A 17,783-nucleotide genomic window follows, 5' to 3' on the forward strand; every position below is an offset into this window, starting at 1 on the left:
TTCAGTTACCCTTCTTTTCCGGCGCCTTGACCAGCAGCACCGGGCAATCCGCCTGCGCCAGCACGCGTCCGGCCACCGAACCGATCACCGCATCGAAGAAGGAACCGCGGCCGTGCGTGCCCATCACGATGGCTTCGGCATTCACCGAACGCGCATAGGCCACGATGCGTTCCGGCGCAAAACCGTGCAGCGCATGCTGCTCGAACGGCACGCCGGCCGTCTTGAGGATCTCGCTGACACCCGCCATCGCCTTGTCACTGGCCTCCTTGTGCCAGTCGTCGATGGTTTCCTTGCTGACAAAGGCGCGCACCTGGCCGCTCACTTCCGGGGCGACATGCACGACATGCACGGTAAAGCCGGTCTGCAGCAGCTTGCCTTCGGCAACAAAGCGCGCCGCGGCATCGCTGAAGGCCGAGCCATCGGTGGCGAGCACGATATTGGTCATGACGGGAATCTCCTGGATTGGGGGCTGTCGTTGGGGATTGTCGGGACGAGCCAGGTTGAAGAACACCTCCTGACGCTGCCGCCGCGGGGCGCCGGCGCCATCTGAAACCATCATCGCAGCAAGTTTCCCGCTGTGACCCGACTTAGATCAAGTTGGTTCGGAAAATTACGATGCCACCACGGCCTCGCGTGCGATAACCGGCCGCATGGCAAATCCGTCAACCCGGCTGGCTGTTTCGGCCATTGCCGCCCAGGCGCCGTGGCGCGTAGCATGGCTCGCGAGCGCCGTGACAGGCCGGCAGGAGGCCGTACTGACGCGGCGCACTACATATCCCACCCAGGCTGGCCCGGATCCCGACCTCGGACCCCGGCGCACGGCAACCGGAGACAAGCAAATGAGTGAGCATGGCAAGCTGCTGCCCCTGCGCGGCATCAAGGTGGTGGAATTTGAAGGCATCGGCCCCGGCCCGCTGTGCGGCGCCATGCTGGCCGGCCTCGGCGCCGAGGTAACGCTGGTGACCCGCCCGGTCGCCCCTGACGCGCGCCGCATCCTGCGCGGCCAGGCCGTGCCGCCGGAGATGGAGCTGGAGCACGGCAAGCAGGTGGTGCAGCTGAACCTGAAGTCGCCCGATGGCGTCGCCGCGGCGCTCGACCTCGTGGCAGGCGCCGATGCGCTGATCGAAGGGCTGCGCCCCGGCGCGATGGAGCGGCTCGGCCTGGGCCCCAAGGCCTGCCATGCCCGCAATCCGCGCCTGGTGTACGGCCGCATGACCGGCTGGGGGCAGAGCGGCCCGCTGGCGCAGAGCGCCGGTCATGACCTGAACTACATCGCGCTGACCGGCCTGCTGTCGATGGCCGCGCGCGACGATGCGCTGCCGATGGTGCCGCCGACCGTGATGGGCGACGCCACCGGCGCGCTCGGGCTGGCCTTCGGCCTGACCAGCGCCATCCTGAGCGCGCGTGCCAGCGGCCAGGGCTGCGTGGTCGATGCGGCGATCACCGACATCGTTGCCATGCTCGGCTCGCTGGTGCAGGTATCGCGGGCCGCCGGCACGCTCGGCGGACCCCAGCCCAGCCCGTTCCACGACTCGCCGTTCTATGACGTCTACCGCTGCGCCGACGGCCGCGCCATCACGCTGGGCGCACTCGAGCCGCAGTTCTACCGCGAACTGCTCGAACGGCTGGAACTGACCGACGTCGATCCCGCCACGCAATACGACCGCGTCCAGTGGCCCGCCCTGAAGGCGCGCATCGCCGCGTGCATCGCCGCCCAGCCGAGCAAGCACTGGGAGGCATTGCTGGGCGGCACCGATGTCTGCTTCGCGCGCGTGCTGACTCTGGAAGAGGCCGCCTGCCATCCGCACAACCAGGCGCGCGGCACCTACCGGATGTTCCGGCAGGGCGAGCGCGAGGTGCCACGCTCGGCGCCGGCGCCGCGCTTCCTGCCCGCCGGCACGGAGTGAGCGGCCGGTTCGGCTAAGATCTGTCACCACCTGATACCGGAGACAGATGCCATGGCCGACCCCAGCCAGAATGCCGACTACACGCCCACCCCCGCGTTCGCCACCGGCCTCGAAGTCCGCACCGAGGTCCTTGGCCCGACGCACGTGCAGCGCGCGCTCGATGCCGCCGCACAGCAGGGCGACACCAGCCTGCAGCAGCTGGTCACCGAGTTTGCATGGGGCACGGTGTGGACCCGCGAAGGGCTGGATCGCAAGCAGCGCAGCCTGGCCACGGTATCGATGCTGATCGCGCTGAACCGGCCGCAGGAACTGGCCGGCCACCTGCGCGGCGCGCTGGCCAACGGCGTCACGCCCGAGGAACTGCGCGAACTGATGGTGCACAGCGCCGTCTACTGCGGTTTCCCAGCGGCGCTGGACGCCAGCCGCAAACTGACTGAAGTGCTGGACGCCGCCAGGTCCTGACGCGCAGGCCGGCCCGGCTACGCCTGGCTGTGCACCCCTGCGGAATTGCCCGGCCGCCGCGCAGATTCTGCTGCTCCCGCGCAGCGAGTATTCCGCGCTTCAGCACGCAGCATGGCCCTTAATCTTGGCAGTTCCCCCAAGCTGTCAAGGAGTTCCAATTGCAACACGCGTTGATCGTCGACGAGCCTTCCCGGTTCCGCACTACGCTGTCCGGTCAACTGGCGGCGGCCTTGGAGGCCGCCGAAGTGCTGGAAGCCGACGGCGTGCGCGATGCGTTCCGGCTGGTGCGCGATCACCGCCCCGGGCTGGTGCTGGTCGATGTCGAGTATTTCGGCAATCCCGGCGTCGATTTCGTCCGGCGCGTGTCGGCAACCTTTCCCACGGTACATGTGCTGGTGCTGTCCTGCACCGACGCCACCGCCGCCCCGGTGCGGGCGCTGCGCGCCGGCGCGCACGGCTTCGTGGTCAAGCATCGCGGCGTGCCCGAGGTGCTGCAGGCCGCGCGCGGCGTGCTGAGCGGCTACCTGGTGTTCCCCATGTACACGCTGGAAGCCGCGCGCCAGCTCGGCGAAGCGCTCGACTCCGGCATCCCGCGGCTCAGCAATCGCGAAATCACCATCCTGCAATACCTGGCGCGCGGTCATTCCAACAAGGCGATCGCCGCCGAGCTGCTGATCAGCAGCAAGACGGTCAGCACGCACAAGGCCAACATCATGGCCAAGCTTAATGTCGGCTCGCTGGTGGAGATGGTCGACTATGCGCGTCGCCACCAGCTGGTGTGGTGAACGGCTGCATCAGCGCGTGCACGGTGCATCGCTGGCCACCATTGCCGCCGCCTGGTTGCCAGGCTTGCCGAGGTCATAGTGCAGCGTGCAGGCATCGCCACTGGCCTGGCTCCACCGTGCCGTCAGCGTGCCGGCGTCCGTTGCCAGCCCGCGTACTAGCACGCGGCCTGCCTGCGCCACGGTCCCGACCGGCTTGCCGTCTGCACTGAACACTTCGGCGCCGAACGGCACTGGCGCGCCATCCGGCAGGCGCGTGCGCAGGATTGCCGCGCGGCCGGGATTCTCGGTTTCGAAGCGCACCCGCACCACCGCGCCGGCGGTGGGCGCGATCCGCTGCTGCGTCGACTTGAGAGTGACTTCCAGCGGCAGGCCCTGCGGATCGAGCTCGATTTCGTTCCGCGCGAACGGCACCAGGTTCGAGACCACGGCATGGCCCCACGGGTCGACACGCAGCCCGGCGCCATTGGCCAGGCGCGCGCCTGCGGCGTCTTTGGCCTCGACCACAGCGACGGTATCGCCGAGGGACGGCGAGAACGCCACGCCATCCGCGTAGGCCACGATGCCGCCGGAAATGCCCGCGCCGGCCTGCGCATATGCGGTACTCCTGGACGCGTTGGCGGTCATCGTCGCAAACGGCGAGATATAGGAGACGCTGCCACCGATACTGTTGGCGCTGCCGGACCCGCCGCCGCTATGTCCAGCATTGAGGGCATAGCTGATGGCATTGTCGCTGCCGAGCGTGCCGGTCACGGTCTCCTGTGCCGTGAAGGAACCGTCGGAGCCGCGCTGGACGCTGGTCAGCGAGTAGGGTGCCCGTGGCGACTTGCCCAGCGGCAGGCCGACGGTCAGCATCACGCGCGTGTCCCACTTGCTCGTGGCGACATTCAGTTGCCGCGACGCCGACACGCCATAGGCGATGGCGCGGTAAGTATTGTTGTAGCCGGCCTGGAACTGGCTGACGGTGCTGCCGCCCTGCCAGTAGCTCTGCACCGAGCCGGTCAGGTAGAAGTTGCCATAGCCGGCCGGCAGGGCCTGGTTGATGCTTAGCTGCAGCTTGCCGCGCGCGGTGGGCAGGCTTGGCAGCCGTCCCGCCTGGTCCAGCGCGAGCCAGGACATGGCATCGGCGAGGCCGAGGTAGCCCCGGCTGGAGTAGCGGTATGCCGCAACCGAGAAATTGGTATTGGTTGGTGCAACCAGCTTGCTGTAGCTCAGCCGCACGCTCTGGCCGCTGCGGTCCGGTTGACCCTGCAGCCGCGTGCTGGCATGCGTGATGTCGGCGCCAAAGGCACCCAGGTCGGTATTCAGCGCGGCACCCGCGGCGATTGCCCCATAGCCTTGCGCGGCCACAAAGCCGCCGTAGCCGGTGACGGTGTTGCTGAAACCGTGCAGGTAAGTGCCCTGCAGCAGCAGCGTCGAGCCTTGCAGTACCGTGTTGCGGTACTGGCCCGCGGTGACGCTGTAGCGGCTCTGGCCGGCGCGCAAGGCGTTCACCGCGGCGGCGTAGGGCATCGTCGATACGTGCACGCTGCCGTCCGCCTCGGTAACCACGACTTCGATGTCGCCGCCGTAGCCGGTGGGGTACAGGTCATCGATCTCGAACGGCCCGGGTGCCACCGTGGTTTCGTAGAGGATGTTGCCTTGCTGGCGGACTTGCACGCGGGCATTGCTGCGCGCGATACCGCGCACGATCGGGGCATAGCCGCGCAGCGATTCGGGATACATCCGCTCGTCGCTGGCCAGGCGCACGCCACGAAAGCCGATGCTGTCGAACAGCGTGCCGTCGGTGAAGGCATCGCCGACCACCAACTGGCTTTTCCAGGGCGCAATGGCGCGCTGCAGGTTGGTCAGCACGCTCTGGTAGCGCGTGCCTTGCCGTTCATCGCGGTTCAGGCTGCCCTGGTGGCTGAAGCGCCATGGCCCCAGGTTGAGGCCGGCGTTCAGGCCCACATAGGCCTGCGTGGTCGACAGGCTGGATGCGTCGGAGTGATAGATGTTGGCGTTGTACTGCAAGCGTGCCGCCGGAACACCGTTGTCCCAGTTCTCGGGGCTGACGTAACCACGCGCGCGGCGCACCGTCGCGGCCTGCGGCACGCTGACGTCGAGCCGCTGCTCGCCGTTGTCGAAGCTCGCGGTGGCATCGGCGATCAGCGCTGGCAGCGGCTGGCAGCCGTCGCCGTCCAGCGATGCGGCGGCCGGCAGCCTGGCCAGGTCGACGCCGATGCGCTCCAGCAGGCTGCGATCGAAGCACGGCACCGCCGGGGCGGCGGGGTCGCCGGACTGGCGCAGCTCCACGCCGGCGCGACCCAGCCAGATTTCGTTGACATACAACTCGGCACGGTAGTGGCCCGGCAGCGCCGGATTGCCCTTGCTGAAGCGGCTCAGGTCCGCAACGCCGCCCGCCGTACCCTGCAGGAAGGTATCGCTGAACTCCACGTCCTGCGCGGAGCGGACAGGCGTCGGGCTGGCGTCGGGTTGTCCGGCTGCGCCTGCGCCGCTGGCGAACAAGGTCAGCAACACGGCATAAAGCGGACGCAGGCGAAACGGGACGTGACGGGGAGAGAGTGTCAGCATGGAACCGGCGTGTCGACGATGGCCGCACGCAGGCATCGGCAGCCGGCGGCTGCCGAAGGGCGTAACGGACCGTGGGTTGAAGAGTGAAGAGGGCTAGCGAGAGCCGGAGGCGTTCAGCGGCGCGCTGAACTTGTCCCTGCCGCCGAAGTCGTTGATGCAGTGCACACGCACCGTGGCGCCGGCAGGGTTGCGGACTTCGCTGTCCAGGTGGAAGGTTGCAGTGGCGCCAGGCGCAATCATGTCCGGGTCTGTCGCCTTGGCGAGGTGCTCGCCGGCAATGACCTCGACGCTGACCGGCGACACATGGTATGGCGTTGGGTTATGCGCCAGCAGCACGGGTTTGCCGTCGCGGCTGCCAAGTTCCCAGCGCAACGCAGCCGGCGCCGCCGTGGCGCTGCCCGGCAGGCCGGCGGGGCGGAAAAACAGCTTGAAGCGCGAACGGAATGCCATTTGCAGCGAGTTGACGCCAGCTTCATCGGCGGACGGCTTCGGCGGGATTTCAAGCACGTTGAGCCAGAACAGCGACTCCTTGTCTTGCGGCAGCGGCTCGCCGGTATAGAGAATGCGTAGCGTCTGGCCCTTGCCCGGGTCGATGCGCGCGATCGGCGGGGTGATCGTGAAGGGCACTTCGATCGAGGTCGGCGTCGGGGTCGCCGTCCCGGCATCGACCCACGCCTGGGTGAGCGCGGGCGATTGCCCTTCGTTGGTCAGTTTTAGCGTGACTTCCTTGTCCGCGGCGCGGTAGACCACGCGCGTGCCGCCGACGATGACGGAGGCGTTGGCGGGCAACGCGCACGACAGCGCCAGCGCGGCCATGGGGGCGGCCAGCAAGTTTCGCAGGGATATGTACAGCATGTTGAGGCCGTAAAACAGAGCTTGAAGAATCAGTCGTCGGCAGGACCGGCAAGCACAGCAGAGGGAAAGAGGGCGGCACGCGCCGCCAACATGGCGCGTGCCTACGCACCGGACTGCGCCACATGTGCGCCAGGTCCGGAATCGGATTTGCCCTTCAGGGAAATCTCAGGAACGCGCTGGCGTCACGGATACGCGATGGTGTACATCACGCTGGAATTGGCCGAGCCCGAGGTGGCCTGGCCGGTGGCGACGTATTCGGCAAAGTAGGACAGGGTGGCCGTGCCGCCGGTCAGCTGCATGGGCAGCGAGTTCTGGGCGCTGTCCGCAAAGCCGGCCTTGATCAGCGAGAAGTCTGCATTGAGCAGCCCGATTTGCACATTGCTTGCCGTGCCGGTGCCGCTGTTGATCACCAGGTTGCCGGTGCTGGCGTCGGTGGTCGGTCCCGGTTCGAAATAGGTGTGGACCGCGCCGGTATCCGCATCGCAGCTCAGCGCAATGGTGAACGGAGTGCGGCCGGCGCGCGCGCCAGCCGTGTTCAGCGTCTTTGCCGAAACGGTCGGCAGCGTGACGGTGAATGACTTCGAGCTGGTGCCGTTGCCATTGATCTCGCACGATGTGGGGGTGATATTTCCGTTGAAGGTAATGGTGCCGTCGACGGCATGCGCGGATTGCGACGCGAGGACGATGCCGGCGGCGATTACCACCGGTGCAAATGCGAATTTCATGTTGGGTCTCTTGGTTGTGGAAGACGTGCCGCCCGCACGATTGCCGTGGCACGCAAGTGTTCCAAGGCAGCGGCTGCATCCGGACATCGGAATTGCCTTGTGAACGGGGCCCAGTGTAGGAATATGGCGATACGCCCACCGTGTGAAACTTCCGAGCAAGCTGCGTGAATCGGCCGAATTTGCCTGGTGACCTTGCCGGACCCGTGATTTGCGTTGTTCGATGTGGTCTGGCGGTCGCGAAGCGGCCCGCCGTGCGGTCCTGACGCCGCTTCCCCAACACGGGTAGACTGTGGGCGTGTGCCACGAAACGAGCCCATCCCCACGATGCCTTCGTTACCGACAGCCGCCATGCGCCTGACCGGCGCCAGTCTTGCCGCAGGCAAGGCTGCTCTCCTTGCGCTTTGCCTGGCCGCGAGTCGCGTCAGCGGCCACCGTCCCGGCACAATGAAACTTGCGCTCGCCGCACTGCTGCTGGCAGGCGCCGCCGGAGCCCCGGTCCGGGCCCAGGCGCCTCAGGCGGCCCAGACTCCACCAGCGCCACACGCGCCACAAGCGTCGGCGCCACAAGCCGCTCCGGCACCTCAGGGACCACTATGGTTCGCCGAGGGCAGGCCCGTACCGGAAGCCAGGCAGGCGGTCGACGCGCTGTCCAACGCGGCTGCGGATGGACTCGATCCGGGCGACTACGATGCCGAGGCGCTGCGTCAGGCAGTGCACCAGGCGGCCACCGGGCCGGTGCTCGCAACGGATGCCGCCGCCCGTCTTGACGCCGCGCTGACCGCCGCGATGGAGCGCATGCTGGCCGACCTGCACGGCGGCCGTATCAATCCCCGTGCGGTTCGCGCCGATTTCGCGCCACAGGAAGAACGCCCGTATGACGCCGCCACGGTGCTGCGCGAGGCGGTCGCGCAACACCGCCTGCCGGACGCGGTGCGCCAGGCCGCGCCCACTTTCCCCCTGTATGGCACGCTGCGCGAGGCATTGGCCCGCTACCGCGAGATCGCCGCGCTGCCGGTCTGGGTGCAGCCGCTGCCGGCGCTGCCCGCGGGCAAGCTGACGCCGGGGCAGCCGTGGGCGGGCACTGCGGCGCTGACGGCGCGCCTGGTGGCACTGGGCGACCTGCCGGCCGGCACGAAGCCGCCGGCGCGCTATGAAGGCGCACTCGTCAATGGCGTCAAGGCGTTCCAGTCGCGGCACGGGCTCCAGGCCGACGGCGTGATCGGCACCGGGACGCTGGCGCAACTTAATCTGCCCATGGCCAGCCGGGTGCGGCAGATCGAACTGACCATGGAGCGGATGCGCTGGACCCCGCTCGATGGCCCGCGCATGATCGTGGTCAACGTGCCGGAGTTCATGCTGCGCGCCTACGAGATCCGCGACGGCAAGCTCGACATCAAGCTGGAGATGAAGGTGATCGTCGGCAAGGCGCTGGACACGCGCACGCCGTTGTTCGAGGAAGATATGCGCTACATCGAGTTCAGCCCGTACTGGAACGTGCCGCCGTCGATCGCCAAGCGCGAGACGGTGCCCCGGCTGCGCCGCGATCCGGCATATTTCAACCAGCAGGGCTTCGAGTTCGTGACCGGCGACGGCAAGGCCGTGACCACGCTGTCCGAGGACAACCTGGAAGCCGTGCTCAATGGCCGCATGCGCATCCGGCAGCGCCCCGGCCCCATGAACGCGCTGGGCGACATCAAGTTCATGTTCCCCAACAACGAAAACATCTACCTGCACCACACCCCGACGCCGCAGCTGTTCAAGCGCGACCGGCGCGACTTCAGCCACGGCTGCATCCGCGTGGAATCCCCAGTGGCACTGGCTCAGTTCGTGCTGCAGGATATGCCTGACTGGAACGAGGCGCGTATCCGCGAGGCGATGGCGCGCGGGAAGTCGAACACGGTGCGGCTGCAGCAACCGCTGCCGGTGGTGCTGGCCTATGGCACGGTCATCGCCCGGGCCGATGGTCGTGTATCCTTCCTGCCTGACATCTACGGTCACGACAAACTGCTGGACAAGGCGCTGCGGCAACGCACCGGGCGCCCCTCGCCGCCAGCCATCGCGCGCGCTGCTGCCAGGCAGTAAGGCGCGCCCAGCACATGCAGAGGAAGTACCATGAATGATGCGACGCGCAAGGCACGCCGCCGCTTTCTACATACCACCGGAGGCCTGGCGCTGGCTGCCGGACTGATGCCCCTGGCGCCGCGCCAGGCGCTTGCCAGCCTGGCCGATGCGCGCACGCTGGCCTTTGACCACACTCATACGGGTGAGCGCATCAAGCTCGTCTATGCCGTGGGCGAGAGTTTTGTGCCCGAGGCACTTACTTCGCTCAATGGTTTCCTGCGCGACCATTATTCGGGCCAGGTTGGAGTGATCGATCCGCAGCTGTTCGACCTGCTGTACCAGCTGCGCCGAGAACTCGGTACCAACGAACCGTTCCAGGTCATCTCGGGCTATCGCAGTCCGGCCACAAATTCGCGCCTGCGAACCTCGCGTGGCGGCGGGGTCGCCAGGCACAGCCTCCACATGGACGGCAAGGCCATCGACATCCGCGTCGCCGGCGTGCCGCTCGGTGACCTGCGCGATGCCGCGAAGACGTTGAAGGGCGGGGGTGTCGGTTTTTACCAGGGCGAGCAATTCGTACACCTGGATACGGGCCGGGTACGCTACTGGTAACCCCCCGGCAGGTCGTCACCGCCGGCGACTGATTCGTTGACCGGGCACGTCGATGCCCCTGGCGGCGGCCTTGAACAGGCCGTCGCAGCGCCAGCAACTCCTCCCCCTTAGCACTGCCGCAAGACGAGCCGCAGGTCGCCAATGATCTGCTGCGGTCCCCAGCGTCCCTCATGCGCCGATTCACATTCAACTAAGTGATATATATGAGTTAGTTGACATGGATCTTTAGCTTGCCTAAGATGGTTTCACAGACAACCCGCACAACCGATCCACAGAGGAGACAACGATGATTCACGTAGTGCTGCACGACGCCAAGGACACCGTGGCGGTGGCCGTGGTGGAAGGGATCCAGGCTGGCACCAGGCTGAACGCCTGGATCATGGATGAGGACAAGATCGTGACCGTGACCGCGCTGCAGCCGATCCCCATCGGCCACAAGGTAGCGCTGTGCGACATGGATCCCGATGACACCGTCTACAAGTACGGCATCGACATCGGCAAGGTGGTGGCGCCGATCAAGGCAGGCGAACACGCCCACGTCCACAACATCAAGACCAAGCGCTGGTAAGCCACGCCCCGTCCGCCACTCATCTCCCCACTCATACCCGAGACCCAAGCCATGTCCGTGATCGATCAAAACACCACCTTCTGGGGCTACCGCCGCGACAACGGCCGCGTCGGCGTGCGCAACCACGTCATCATCCTGCCGCTGGACGACCTGTCCAACGCCGCCGCCGAGGCGGTCGCCGTCGCCATCAAGGGCACCATGGCGATTCCCCACCCGTATGGCCGCCTGCAGTTCGGGCCGGACCTGGACCTGCACTTCCGCACGCTGATCGGCGCGGGCAGCAACCCCAATGTCGCCGCCGTGGTGGTGATCGGCATCGAGGACGGCTGGACCAAGAAGGTGGTCGACGGCATCGCCAAGACCGGCAAGCCGGTGGTCGGCTTCGGCATCGAGGGCCATGGCGACCACGACACCATCATGCGCGCGTCGAAGGCGGCGAAGGAATACGTGCAGTACGCCACCGCGCTGCACCGGGTGGAATGCCCGATCAGCGAGCTGTGGGTGTCGACCAAGTGCGGCGAGTCGGATACCACGTCCGGCTGCGGCGCCAACCCGACCGTCGGCAATGCCTTCGACAAGCTGCATCCGCTCGGCACCACGCTGGTTTTCGGCGAGACCTCCGAGCTGACCGGCGGCGAACATATCGTGGCGGCGCGCTGCGCCAACGACGAAGTACGCCACCAGTTCATGGCCATGTTCGAGCGCTACCAGGGCATGATCGACCGCTGGAAGACCTCGGACCTGTCGGAGTCGCAGCCGACCAAGGGCAATATCGCCGGCGGCCTCACCACGATCGAGGAGAAGGCGCTGGGCAATATCCAGAAGATCGGCAAGAAGTGCACGGTCGACGGCGTGCTCGACAAGGCCGAGGAGCCGACTCACCCGGGCCTGTGGTTCATGGATTCGTCGTCGGCCGCGGCGGAGATGGTCACGCTGTGCGCCGCCGCCGGCTATGTGGTGCATTTCTTCCCGACCGGGCAGGGCAACGTGATCGGCAACCCGATCGTGCCGGTGATCAAGCTGTGTGCCAACCCGCGCACGGTGCGGCTGATGAGCGAGCATATGGATGTCGATTGCTCGGGCCTGCTGCAGCGCGAGCTGACGCTGGACCAGACCGGCGACAAGCTGCTCGAGTGCATGCTGGCCACGGTCAACGGGCGCTGGACCGCGGCTGAGGCGCTCGGTCACCGCGAGTTCGTGCTGACCCGCATCCACGAGTCGGCATGATGAAGCGCATCTGCATCAGCGAGTTCATGGACGATGCCGCGGTGCAGGCGCTGCGCGCGGGCTTCGACCTGCGCTACGAGCCGGGCTGGGTCGACCGCCGCGCCGAACTGCTCGATGCGCTGCCCGGCGCGCAGGCGTTGATCGTGCGCAACCGCACGCAGGTCGACGCGGCGCTGCTGGCCGGTGCGCCGTCGCTGCGCGTGGTCGGGCGGCTCGGGGTCGGCCTCGACAATATCGATGTCGAGGCCTGCCGCGAGCGCGGCATCCGCGTGATCCCCGCGGCCGGGGCTAACGCGCGCTCGGTGGCCGAGTACGTGGTCACCACTGCGGCGCTGCTGCTGCGCGGCGCCTACGGCAGCAGCGCGCAAGTGGCCGCGGGGCAGTGGCCGCGCGCACGCCTGTCGGAGGGCAGGGAGGCACTGGGCAAGACGCTGGGGCTGGTGGGCTTCGGCGACATCGGCAGGCAGGCCGCCGCGCTGGCGCAGGCGTTCGGCATGCAGGTGGCGGCATTCGATCCGATGCTGGCCGCGGACGACCCGGTATGGGCCCGCACCGGCGTGCGCAGTGCCGCGCTCGACACGCTGCTGGCGCAGTCCGACGCGGTCAGCCTGCATGTGCCGCTGGTCGCCGCCACGCGGCACCTGCTCGACGCGCAGCGGATCGCCGGCATGAAGCGTGGCGCGGTGCTGATCAACACTGCCCGCGGCGGCGTGGTCGACGAGGCCGCGCTGGCGCAGGCGCTGCGCGACGGACATCTCGGTGGCGCCGCGCTTGACGTCTTCGAGCACGAGCCCTTGCCCGCAGGCAGCGTGCTCGCCGACGTGCCCAACCTGATCCTGACGCCGCATATCGGCGGCGTGACGCAGGAGGCCAATGCGCGGGTCTCGATGATGATCGCGCAACAGGTGCGGCAGACGCTGGAGGACATGACATGACCCGGGTGCCGATGACGCAAGTGGAGCGGATCGCCAACGCCGCGCTTCGGCGTGCGGGCGCGAGCCAGCTGCAGGCCGACGCAACGGCCGCGGCGCTGGTGCGTGCCGATGCGGCGGGGCTGGCGTCGCACGGTGTATCGCGGGTACCCATGTATGTGGCGCACCTGCGCGCGGATCGTGTCGACGGCCGCGCGACGCCCACGGTGCGGCGCGCACGCGCCAGCGCGGCGCTGGTCGATGCGGGGTGCGGCTTCGCCTTCCCGGCATGCGACCTGGCGATTGCCGAGGCAATGGGCCGGGCCTATGAGACCGGTGTCGGTGTCGCGGCGGTCACCAACAGCCACCACTTCGGCGCGGCCGCGCTGCCGCTCGATCCGGTGGCGCGTGCGGGCATGGTGGGCATCGCCATGGGCAACTCGCCCGCAGCAATGCCTGCCTGGGGAGGACGGCGCCCGCTGTTCGGCACCAATCCCATTGCCGCGGTGTTTCCGCGCCGGGGCCACGCGCCGGTCGTGATCGACCTGTCGTTGTCCGAAGTCGCACGCGGCAAGATCATGGTGGCGGCGAAGCAGGGCAAGCCGATTCCCCTGGGTTGGGCTTTGGACGAAGCCGGCCAGCCGACGACCGATGCGCAGGCCGCGTTGCGCGGCTCGATGCTGCCCGCCGGCGGCGTCAAGGGCGCGATGCTGGCGTTGATGGTCGAGCTGCTGGTGACCTCGCTGGCAGGTGCCAGCTTTGGCGCCGAAGCGGATTCCTTTTTTACCGACGCCGGCAACCGGCCGCGCATCGGCCAGCTCTTCATGGCGCTGGACCCGGGCGCGTTCGCGGGCTCCGACGCCTATGACGGACGTGTCGAAGCCCTGTTGCAGGCAATGCTGGATGACGAGGGCACGCGCCTGCCAGGCGCGCGGCGCGATGCCGCGCAGGCCGACGCGCAGGCCCATGGCATAGACATCCCCGAGGCCCTGCTCAGTGAGCTGCGCGAACTGGCGGGCGAACTGGCGGAAGAGGTGCAGGAGGGCAAGGCCTAGCGTTTTCGATTCGATTCCCACCACGAAACCGGACCCGGCAAAGAACGGGCCAGCGACCACAAAACGGAGACACACCATGGTTCGAGGTTTGATTCGCACCGCGCTCAGGTACGGAGCCGGCGCGCTTGTCGCGTTGTCCGCAGTATCCACGCTCACTGGACTGGCCTCGGCGCCGGCCGCCGCACAGGGCACGGCGCAGGCGTCGGTGCCCGCCCATGACTATCCCGGCAAGCCGATCCGCTACGTGGTGCCGTTCGCGGCCGGTGGCCTGACCGACATCATGGCGCGGCTGGTCGGGCACCAGCTCGCCGAAGAGTGGAAGCGGCCCGTGGTGGTCGACAACAAGCCCGGCGGCAACGCGAACATCGGCGCCGACCAGGTCGCGAAGGCACCCGCCGACGGCTATACCTGGCTCGCGGTCACGCTGACGCATGCCTCCAATGTGACGCTGTTCCCCAAGCTGCCGTTCAGCATGCAGAAAGACCTGGTGCCGGTGGCGCGCATCGCCTCGTCGCCGATGCTGGTGGTGGTGCCGGCCAGTTCTCCGGTCAAGTCGCTGAAGGACCTGGCCGCCGCGGCGCAGAAGGGCAAGCTCAATGCCGGCTCCAGCGGCAACGGTACGCCGCCGCACCTGACGCTGGCGCTGTTCGAAAGCCTGACCGGTGGCAACCTGACCCATGTGCCATACAAGGGCGGGGCGCCTTCGATGACGGACCTGATCGGCGGCCAGATCGATGTGGTGTTCTCCAACTTCCCGGAGTCGCTGGCCTATGTGAAGGGCGGCAAGCTGCGCGCGCTGGCGGTGACCACACGTGAACGGCACCCGCTGCTGCCCGACGTGCCGACCGTGGCCGAGGCGGGCTATCCCGACCTGATCGTCGAGAACTGGACCGGCCTGATGATGCCGGCGGGGACGCCCAGGCCGATCGTCGACAAGGTTGCCGCGTCGGTGGCGCGCATACTGCAGTCCGACGCGATGCGCGAGCGCATCGTGGCGGCCGGCTTCAGCCCGGCGCCGCAGACCAGCGGCCCCTTCGCCGAATACTTCAACGGCGAGGTGACGCGATGGGCAAGGCTGATCGAAGAGAAACACATCCGCGCCGAATAGCACCGGCTGGCCGCGACAGGCGCCGATAGGTGCCGATAGGCGCAAGATGGCCTCCGGTATGATCTGGCTTATCTAGATGAATCGGCCTGTGCACAGCCGTCAAGGCGGCGCGGGCCAGCGAACAGGGATTTCAACGTGGGTGCCAGATTTGATGCCGCCAGTGCGATCGGCGGCGTCCTGTACAAGGACGTCAAGCAGGCCATTCTCTCCGCGCTGGCGGAGGGCGAGTGGAAGCCGGGAGAAGCCATTCAGTCCGAGCGCAAGCTGATCGAGCGCTTTGGCGTGTCGATCGGCACGTTGCGCAAGGCGATCGATGAGCTGGTGGCCGAAGGCATCATGATCCGGCACCAGGGACGCGGCACCTTCGTCGCCACGCACCGGCAGGAGGATCACTTCTTCCGCTTCTTCCGTATCGTGCGCCAGGATGGCCATCGCGAATATCCGACCGTACGCCTGGCCAGGTTCCGGCGCGCGAAGGCCGACAAGGACGAGGCGGCCGCCCTGGGGCTGGCCGTCGGTGAACCCGTGTTCCGCTTCGCCAACGTCCTGTCGCTGGAAGGCACGCCGATGATGATCGATGCCATCACCGTGCCGGAAGAGCGCTTCAAGGGCCTGACGGAGAAGCAATTGCGCGAGCGGCCCAATACGCTCTACAACTTCTACCAGGATAGCTTCGGCATCAATATCATCCGCACCGAAGAGCGGCTGCGCTCCGCGCTGGCGGACGAAGATGACCACCAGCTGCTGGGCGTTGCCGTGGGCAGTCCGTTGCTGAAGATCCTGCGCGTGGCCTCGTCCTACCACGACGAGCGGATCGAGTACCGCGTGTCGCGGCTCGATACCAGCCGGCATGAGTTCCTGTTGACGCAGCCGTAGGGCGTGACGCTTCCGGCATCGAGAGGTGCCGGCAGCGCGCCTGGCAATCCAAAGCAAAAAGCCGCGTTCTCGCAAGAGAACGCGGCTTTTCAAATAGATGGTGGCGAATCAGGGACTCGAACCCCGGACCTGCGGATTATGATTCCGTCGCTCTAACCGACTGAGCTAATTCGCCAACGAAGACTGAGATTATACAGGGGCTTTCGGCACTGTCAACACCCCCGTGCGAAGTTTTTTCGGGACACCAGCACCCATGAAAAAACGGCAGGCCGGGCGGCCTGCCGTCGTGGTCACGGTTTCGTCCCGTCGGCCGTTCAGTCGTGGGCGTAGATATCCACGTCCTTGGTTTCCCGCACGAACAGCGCACCGATCACGAAGGTGATGGCCGCGATGATGATCGGGTACCACAGGCCGTAGTAGATATTGCCGTTCTGGGCCACCAGCGCGAACGAGATGGTGGGCAGCAGGCCGCCGAACCAGCCGTTGCCGATATGGTAGGGCAGCGACATCGAGGTATAGCGGATGCGCGTCGGGAACAGCTCCACCAGCATGGCGGCGATCGGGCCGTAGACCATGGTCACGTAGATGACCAGGATGACCAGGATCACCAGCACCATGATCGTGTTCATCTGCGCCGGGTCGGCCTTGGCCGGGTAGCCGGCGGCGGACATCGCGCCGCTCACCTCCTTCTTGAACGCCGCGATCTGCGCCTTGCTGGCGTCGTCGAAGCTGTGGCCATTGGCGAGCTTGGCGTCGAAGGCCTTGATTTCCTTGTCGCCGATCTTGACCGTCGCTATCGTGCCGGCCGGGGCTTCCACCACCTCATAGCTGGCGGATGACTGGGCCAGGGTACGCTTGGCGATATCGCACGAGCTGCGGAAGTCGATCTCGCGGGCGATCGGGCTGCCCTGGAACGAGCACTGCTTCGGATCGGCGGTCACCACGATCTGCGCGGTCTGCTGCGCGCGCTCCAATGCCGGGTTGGCGTAGTGGGTCAGCGCCTTGAACAGCGGGAAGTAGGTCAGCACGGCCAGCGCGCAGCCCACCATGATGATCCACTTGCGGCCGATCTTGTCCGACAGCGAGCCGAAGAAGATAAAGAACGGCGTGCCGATCACCAGTGCGCCGGCGATCAGCAGGTTGGCCGTCTTGGCATCGACCTTGAGCACCTGCGTCAGGAAGAACAGTGCGTAGAACTGGCCGGTGTACCAGACCACGGCCTGCCCGGCGGTCAGGCCGAGCAGGGCCAGGATCACGATCTTCAGGTTGCGCCACTGCGCGAACGACTCGGTCAGCGGTGCCTTGGAGGTCTTGCCCTCGGCCTTCATGCGCTGGAATGCCGGCGATTCGTTCATCGACAGCCGGATGTACACCGACGTCCCCAGCAGCAGGATCGACAGCAGGAACGGAATGCGCCAGCCCCAGACCTCAAAGTTCGGGCCGGTCAGCTCGCGGCACAGCAGGATCACGATCAGCGACAGGAACAGGCCCAGCGTCGCAGTGGTCTGGATCCACGAGGTATACGCCCCGCGCTTGCCGTGCGGTGCGTGCTCGGCCACGTAGGTGGCGGCACCGCCGTACTCGCCGCCGAGCGCCAGGCCCTGCAGCATGCGCAGGATGATCAGGATCACCGGGGCGGCCCAGCCGATGGTGGCAAAGCCGGGCAGCAGGCCGACAATGAAGGTCGACAGGCCCATGATCAGGATGGTCACCAGGAAGGTGTACTTGCGCCCGATCATGTCGCCGAGGCGGCCGAATACCAGCGCGCCGAACGGCCGCACGATAAAGCCGGCGGCAAAGGCGAGCAGCGCGAAGATGAAGGCCGAGGTCGGATCCAGCCCCGCGAAGAACTGCTTGGCGATGATCGCCGCCAGCGAGCCGTACAGGTAAAAGTCGTACCACTCGAACACCGTGCCCAGCGACGAGGCAAGAATCACCTTGCGCTCCTCGTGTGTCATCGGTGTGTTTTGCGCACCCCCTCCGGGTACCGCAACGTTTTGCACGTTTGCCATCTTGTCTCCTCCGTCTGGAATGGATCTCGGGCAAGGCGCGGCAACATC

16 protein-coding genes and 1 tRNA gene are annotated in these 17,783 nt (G+C 67.0%); 11 read left to right on the forward strand and 6 right to left on the reverse strand.

The annotated features are described in order from the left end of the window. Position 1 precedes the first annotated feature (1 nt). Positions 2-445, reverse strand: a complete 444-nt coding sequence (locus tag E1J61_RS09215; protein ID WP_133093766.1) for a universal stress protein — start codon at positions 443-445, stop codon at positions 2-4. A 394-nt stretch (positions 446-839) separates the two neighbouring features. On the opposite strand from E1J61_RS09215, the gene E1J61_RS09220 reads away from it, so the two are divergent. The 3 genes from E1J61_RS09220 to E1J61_RS09230 all read left to right on the forward strand — a co-directional run bounded on the left by E1J61_RS09220 (position 840) and on the right by E1J61_RS09230 (position 3,154). Continuing rightward, a complete protein-coding gene (locus E1J61_RS09220) occupies positions 840-1,907 on the forward strand; it encodes a CaiB/BaiF CoA-transferase family protein (RefSeq protein WP_133093767.1) in 1,068 nt (355 codons plus the stop codon). Between the two features lie 51 nt (positions 1,908-1,958). After that, positions 1,959-2,369 (forward strand): carboxymuconolactone decarboxylase family protein, encoded by a 411-nt coding sequence (locus E1J61_RS09225; protein ID WP_133093768.1) that lies wholly within the window; start codon positions 1,959-1,961, stop codon positions 2,367-2,369. Between the two features lie 158 nt (positions 2,370-2,527). Next, on the forward strand, positions 2,528-3,154 hold the full coding sequence (locus E1J61_RS09230) for a response regulator transcription factor (RefSeq protein WP_133093769.1): 627 nt from the start codon (positions 2,528-2,530) through the stop codon (positions 3,152-3,154). A gap of 9 nt (positions 3,155-3,163) precedes the next feature. Here the strand turns inward: E1J61_RS09230 and E1J61_RS09235 are convergent, their stop codons facing one another. The 3 genes from E1J61_RS09235 to E1J61_RS09245 all read right to left on the reverse strand — a co-directional run bounded on the left by E1J61_RS09235 (position 3,164) and on the right by E1J61_RS09245 (position 7,305). Then, positions 3,164-5,725: a fimbria/pilus outer membrane usher protein gene (locus tag E1J61_RS09235; RefSeq protein WP_133093770.1), complete on the reverse strand. Its 2,562-nt coding sequence runs from the start codon at positions 5,723-5,725 to the stop codon at positions 3,164-3,166. 93 nt (positions 5,726-5,818) lie between these two features. Continuing rightward, the gene (locus tag E1J61_RS09240) at positions 5,819-6,580 is read right to left on the reverse strand and encodes a fimbria/pilus periplasmic chaperone (RefSeq protein WP_207951192.1); all 762 of its coding nucleotides are present in this window, start codon (positions 6,578-6,580) and stop codon (positions 5,819-5,821) included. 182 nt (positions 6,581-6,762) lie between these two features. Beyond that, positions 6,763-7,305: a fimbrial protein gene (locus tag E1J61_RS09245; protein WP_133093771.1), complete on the reverse strand. Its 543-nt coding sequence runs from the start codon at positions 7,303-7,305 to the stop codon at positions 6,763-6,765. Between the two features lie 444 nt (positions 7,306-7,749). On the opposite strand from E1J61_RS09245, the gene E1J61_RS09250 reads away from it, so the two are divergent. From E1J61_RS09250 to E1J61_RS09285, 8 genes are all read left to right on the forward strand, one after another. Next, complete coding sequence (locus E1J61_RS09250; RefSeq protein ID WP_133093772.1) at positions 7,750-9,387, forward strand: murein L,D-transpeptidase; 1,638 nt, start codon at positions 7,750-7,752, stop codon at positions 9,385-9,387. Between the two features lie 30 nt (positions 9,388-9,417). After that, entirely contained in the window at positions 9,418-9,978 is a 561-nt protein-coding gene (locus E1J61_RS09255; protein ID WP_133093773.1) for a YcbK family protein, read from the forward strand. 286 nt (positions 9,979-10,264) lie between these two features. Further along, complete coding sequence (locus E1J61_RS09260) at positions 10,265-10,546, forward strand: UxaA family hydrolase (RefSeq protein ID WP_133093774.1); 282 nt, start codon at positions 10,265-10,267, stop codon at positions 10,544-10,546. Positions 10,547-10,597: 51 nt separating this feature from the next. Continuing rightward, a complete protein-coding gene (locus E1J61_RS09265) occupies positions 10,598-11,773 on the forward strand; it encodes a UxaA family hydrolase (RefSeq protein WP_029048820.1) in 1,176 nt (391 codons plus the stop codon). Continuing rightward, positions 11,773-12,708: a hydroxyacid dehydrogenase gene (locus E1J61_RS09270; RefSeq protein WP_133094209.1), complete on the forward strand. Its 936-nt coding sequence runs from the start codon at positions 11,773-11,775 to the stop codon at positions 12,706-12,708. Before E1J61_RS09265 ends, E1J61_RS09270 begins: the two co-directional genes overlap by 1 nt. Beyond that, entirely contained in the window at positions 12,705-13,739 is a 1,035-nt protein-coding gene (locus E1J61_RS09275; RefSeq protein ID WP_133093775.1) for an Ldh family oxidoreductase, read from the forward strand. Before E1J61_RS09270 ends, E1J61_RS09275 begins: the two co-directional genes overlap by 4 nt. A 76-nt stretch (positions 13,740-13,815) precedes the next feature. Then, positions 13,816-14,847: a tripartite tricarboxylate transporter substrate binding protein gene (locus E1J61_RS09280; RefSeq protein WP_133093776.1), complete on the forward strand. Its 1,032-nt coding sequence runs from the start codon at positions 13,816-13,818 to the stop codon at positions 14,845-14,847. Between the two features lie 135 nt (positions 14,848-14,982). Beyond that, a complete protein-coding gene (locus tag E1J61_RS09285) occupies positions 14,983-15,723 on the forward strand; it encodes a GntR family transcriptional regulator (protein WP_133093777.1) in 741 nt (246 codons plus the stop codon). 98 nt (positions 15,724-15,821) lie between these two features. Here E1J61_RS09285 and E1J61_RS09290 read toward each other — a convergent pair. Continuing rightward, positions 15,822-15,898: transfer RNA gene (locus E1J61_RS09290), tRNA-Met, on the reverse strand. 139 nt (positions 15,899-16,037) lie between these two features. Beyond that, positions 16,038-17,735, reverse strand: coding sequence for an MFS transporter (locus E1J61_RS09295; RefSeq protein WP_133093778.1), 1,698 nt, complete (start codon positions 17,733-17,735; stop codon positions 16,038-16,040). Between the last annotated feature and the right edge of the window lie 48 nt (positions 17,736-17,783).

The sequence above is a fragment of the Cupriavidus sp. L7L genome, from assembly GCF_004353535.1.
GTDB classification, from domain to species: Bacteria; Pseudomonadota; Gammaproteobacteria; order Burkholderiales; family Burkholderiaceae; genus Cupriavidus; species Cupriavidus oxalaticus_A.

What these genes read in the sequence shown, in the direction of transcription:
- E1J61_RS09225 (WP_133093768.1), top strand. Translation starts at nt 1,959, where the DNA reads ATGGCCGACCCCAGCCAGAATGCCGACTACACGCCCACCCCCGCGTTC.
- E1J61_RS09245 (WP_133093771.1), bottom strand. Translation starts at nt 7,305, where the DNA reads ATGAAATTCGCATTTGCACCGGTGGTAATCGCCGCCGGCATCGTCCTC.
- E1J61_RS09250 (WP_133093772.1), top strand. Translation starts at nt 7,750, where the DNA reads ATGAAACTTGCGCTCGCCGCACTGCTGCTGGCAGGCGCCGCCGGAGCC.
- E1J61_RS09220 (WP_133093767.1), top strand. Translation starts at nt 840, where the DNA reads ATGAGTGAGCATGGCAAGCTGCTGCCCCTGCGCGGCATCAAGGTGGTG.
- E1J61_RS09255 (WP_133093773.1), top strand. Translation starts at nt 9,418, where the DNA reads ATGAATGATGCGACGCGCAAGGCACGCCGCCGCTTTCTACATACCACC.
- E1J61_RS09265 (WP_029048820.1), top strand. Translation starts at nt 10,598, where the DNA reads ATGTCCGTGATCGATCAAAACACCACCTTCTGGGGCTACCGCCGCGAC.
- E1J61_RS09235 (WP_133093770.1), bottom strand. Translation starts at nt 5,725, where the DNA reads ATGCTGACACTCTCTCCCCGTCACGTCCCGTTTCGCCTGCGTCCGCTT.
- E1J61_RS09240 (WP_207951192.1), bottom strand. Translation starts at nt 6,580, where the DNA reads ATGCTGTACATATCCCTGCGAAACTTGCTGGCCGCCCCCATGGCCGCG.
- E1J61_RS09280 (WP_133093776.1), top strand. Translation starts at nt 13,816, where the DNA reads ATGGTTCGAGGTTTGATTCGCACCGCGCTCAGGTACGGAGCCGGCGCG.
- E1J61_RS09260 (WP_133093774.1), top strand. Translation starts at nt 10,265, where the DNA reads ATGATTCACGTAGTGCTGCACGACGCCAAGGACACCGTGGCGGTGGCC.
- E1J61_RS09295 (WP_133093778.1), bottom strand. Translation starts at nt 17,735, where the DNA reads ATGGCAAACGTGCAAAACGTTGCGGTACCCGGAGGGGGTGCGCAAAAC.
- E1J61_RS09270 (WP_133094209.1), top strand. Translation starts at nt 11,773, where the DNA reads ATGAAGCGCATCTGCATCAGCGAGTTCATGGACGATGCCGCGGTGCAG.
- E1J61_RS09275 (WP_133093775.1), top strand. Translation starts at nt 12,705, where the DNA reads ATGACCCGGGTGCCGATGACGCAAGTGGAGCGGATCGCCAACGCCGCG.
- E1J61_RS09215 (WP_133093766.1), bottom strand. Translation starts at nt 445, where the DNA reads ATGACCAATATCGTGCTCGCCACCGATGGCTCGGCCTTCAGCGATGCC.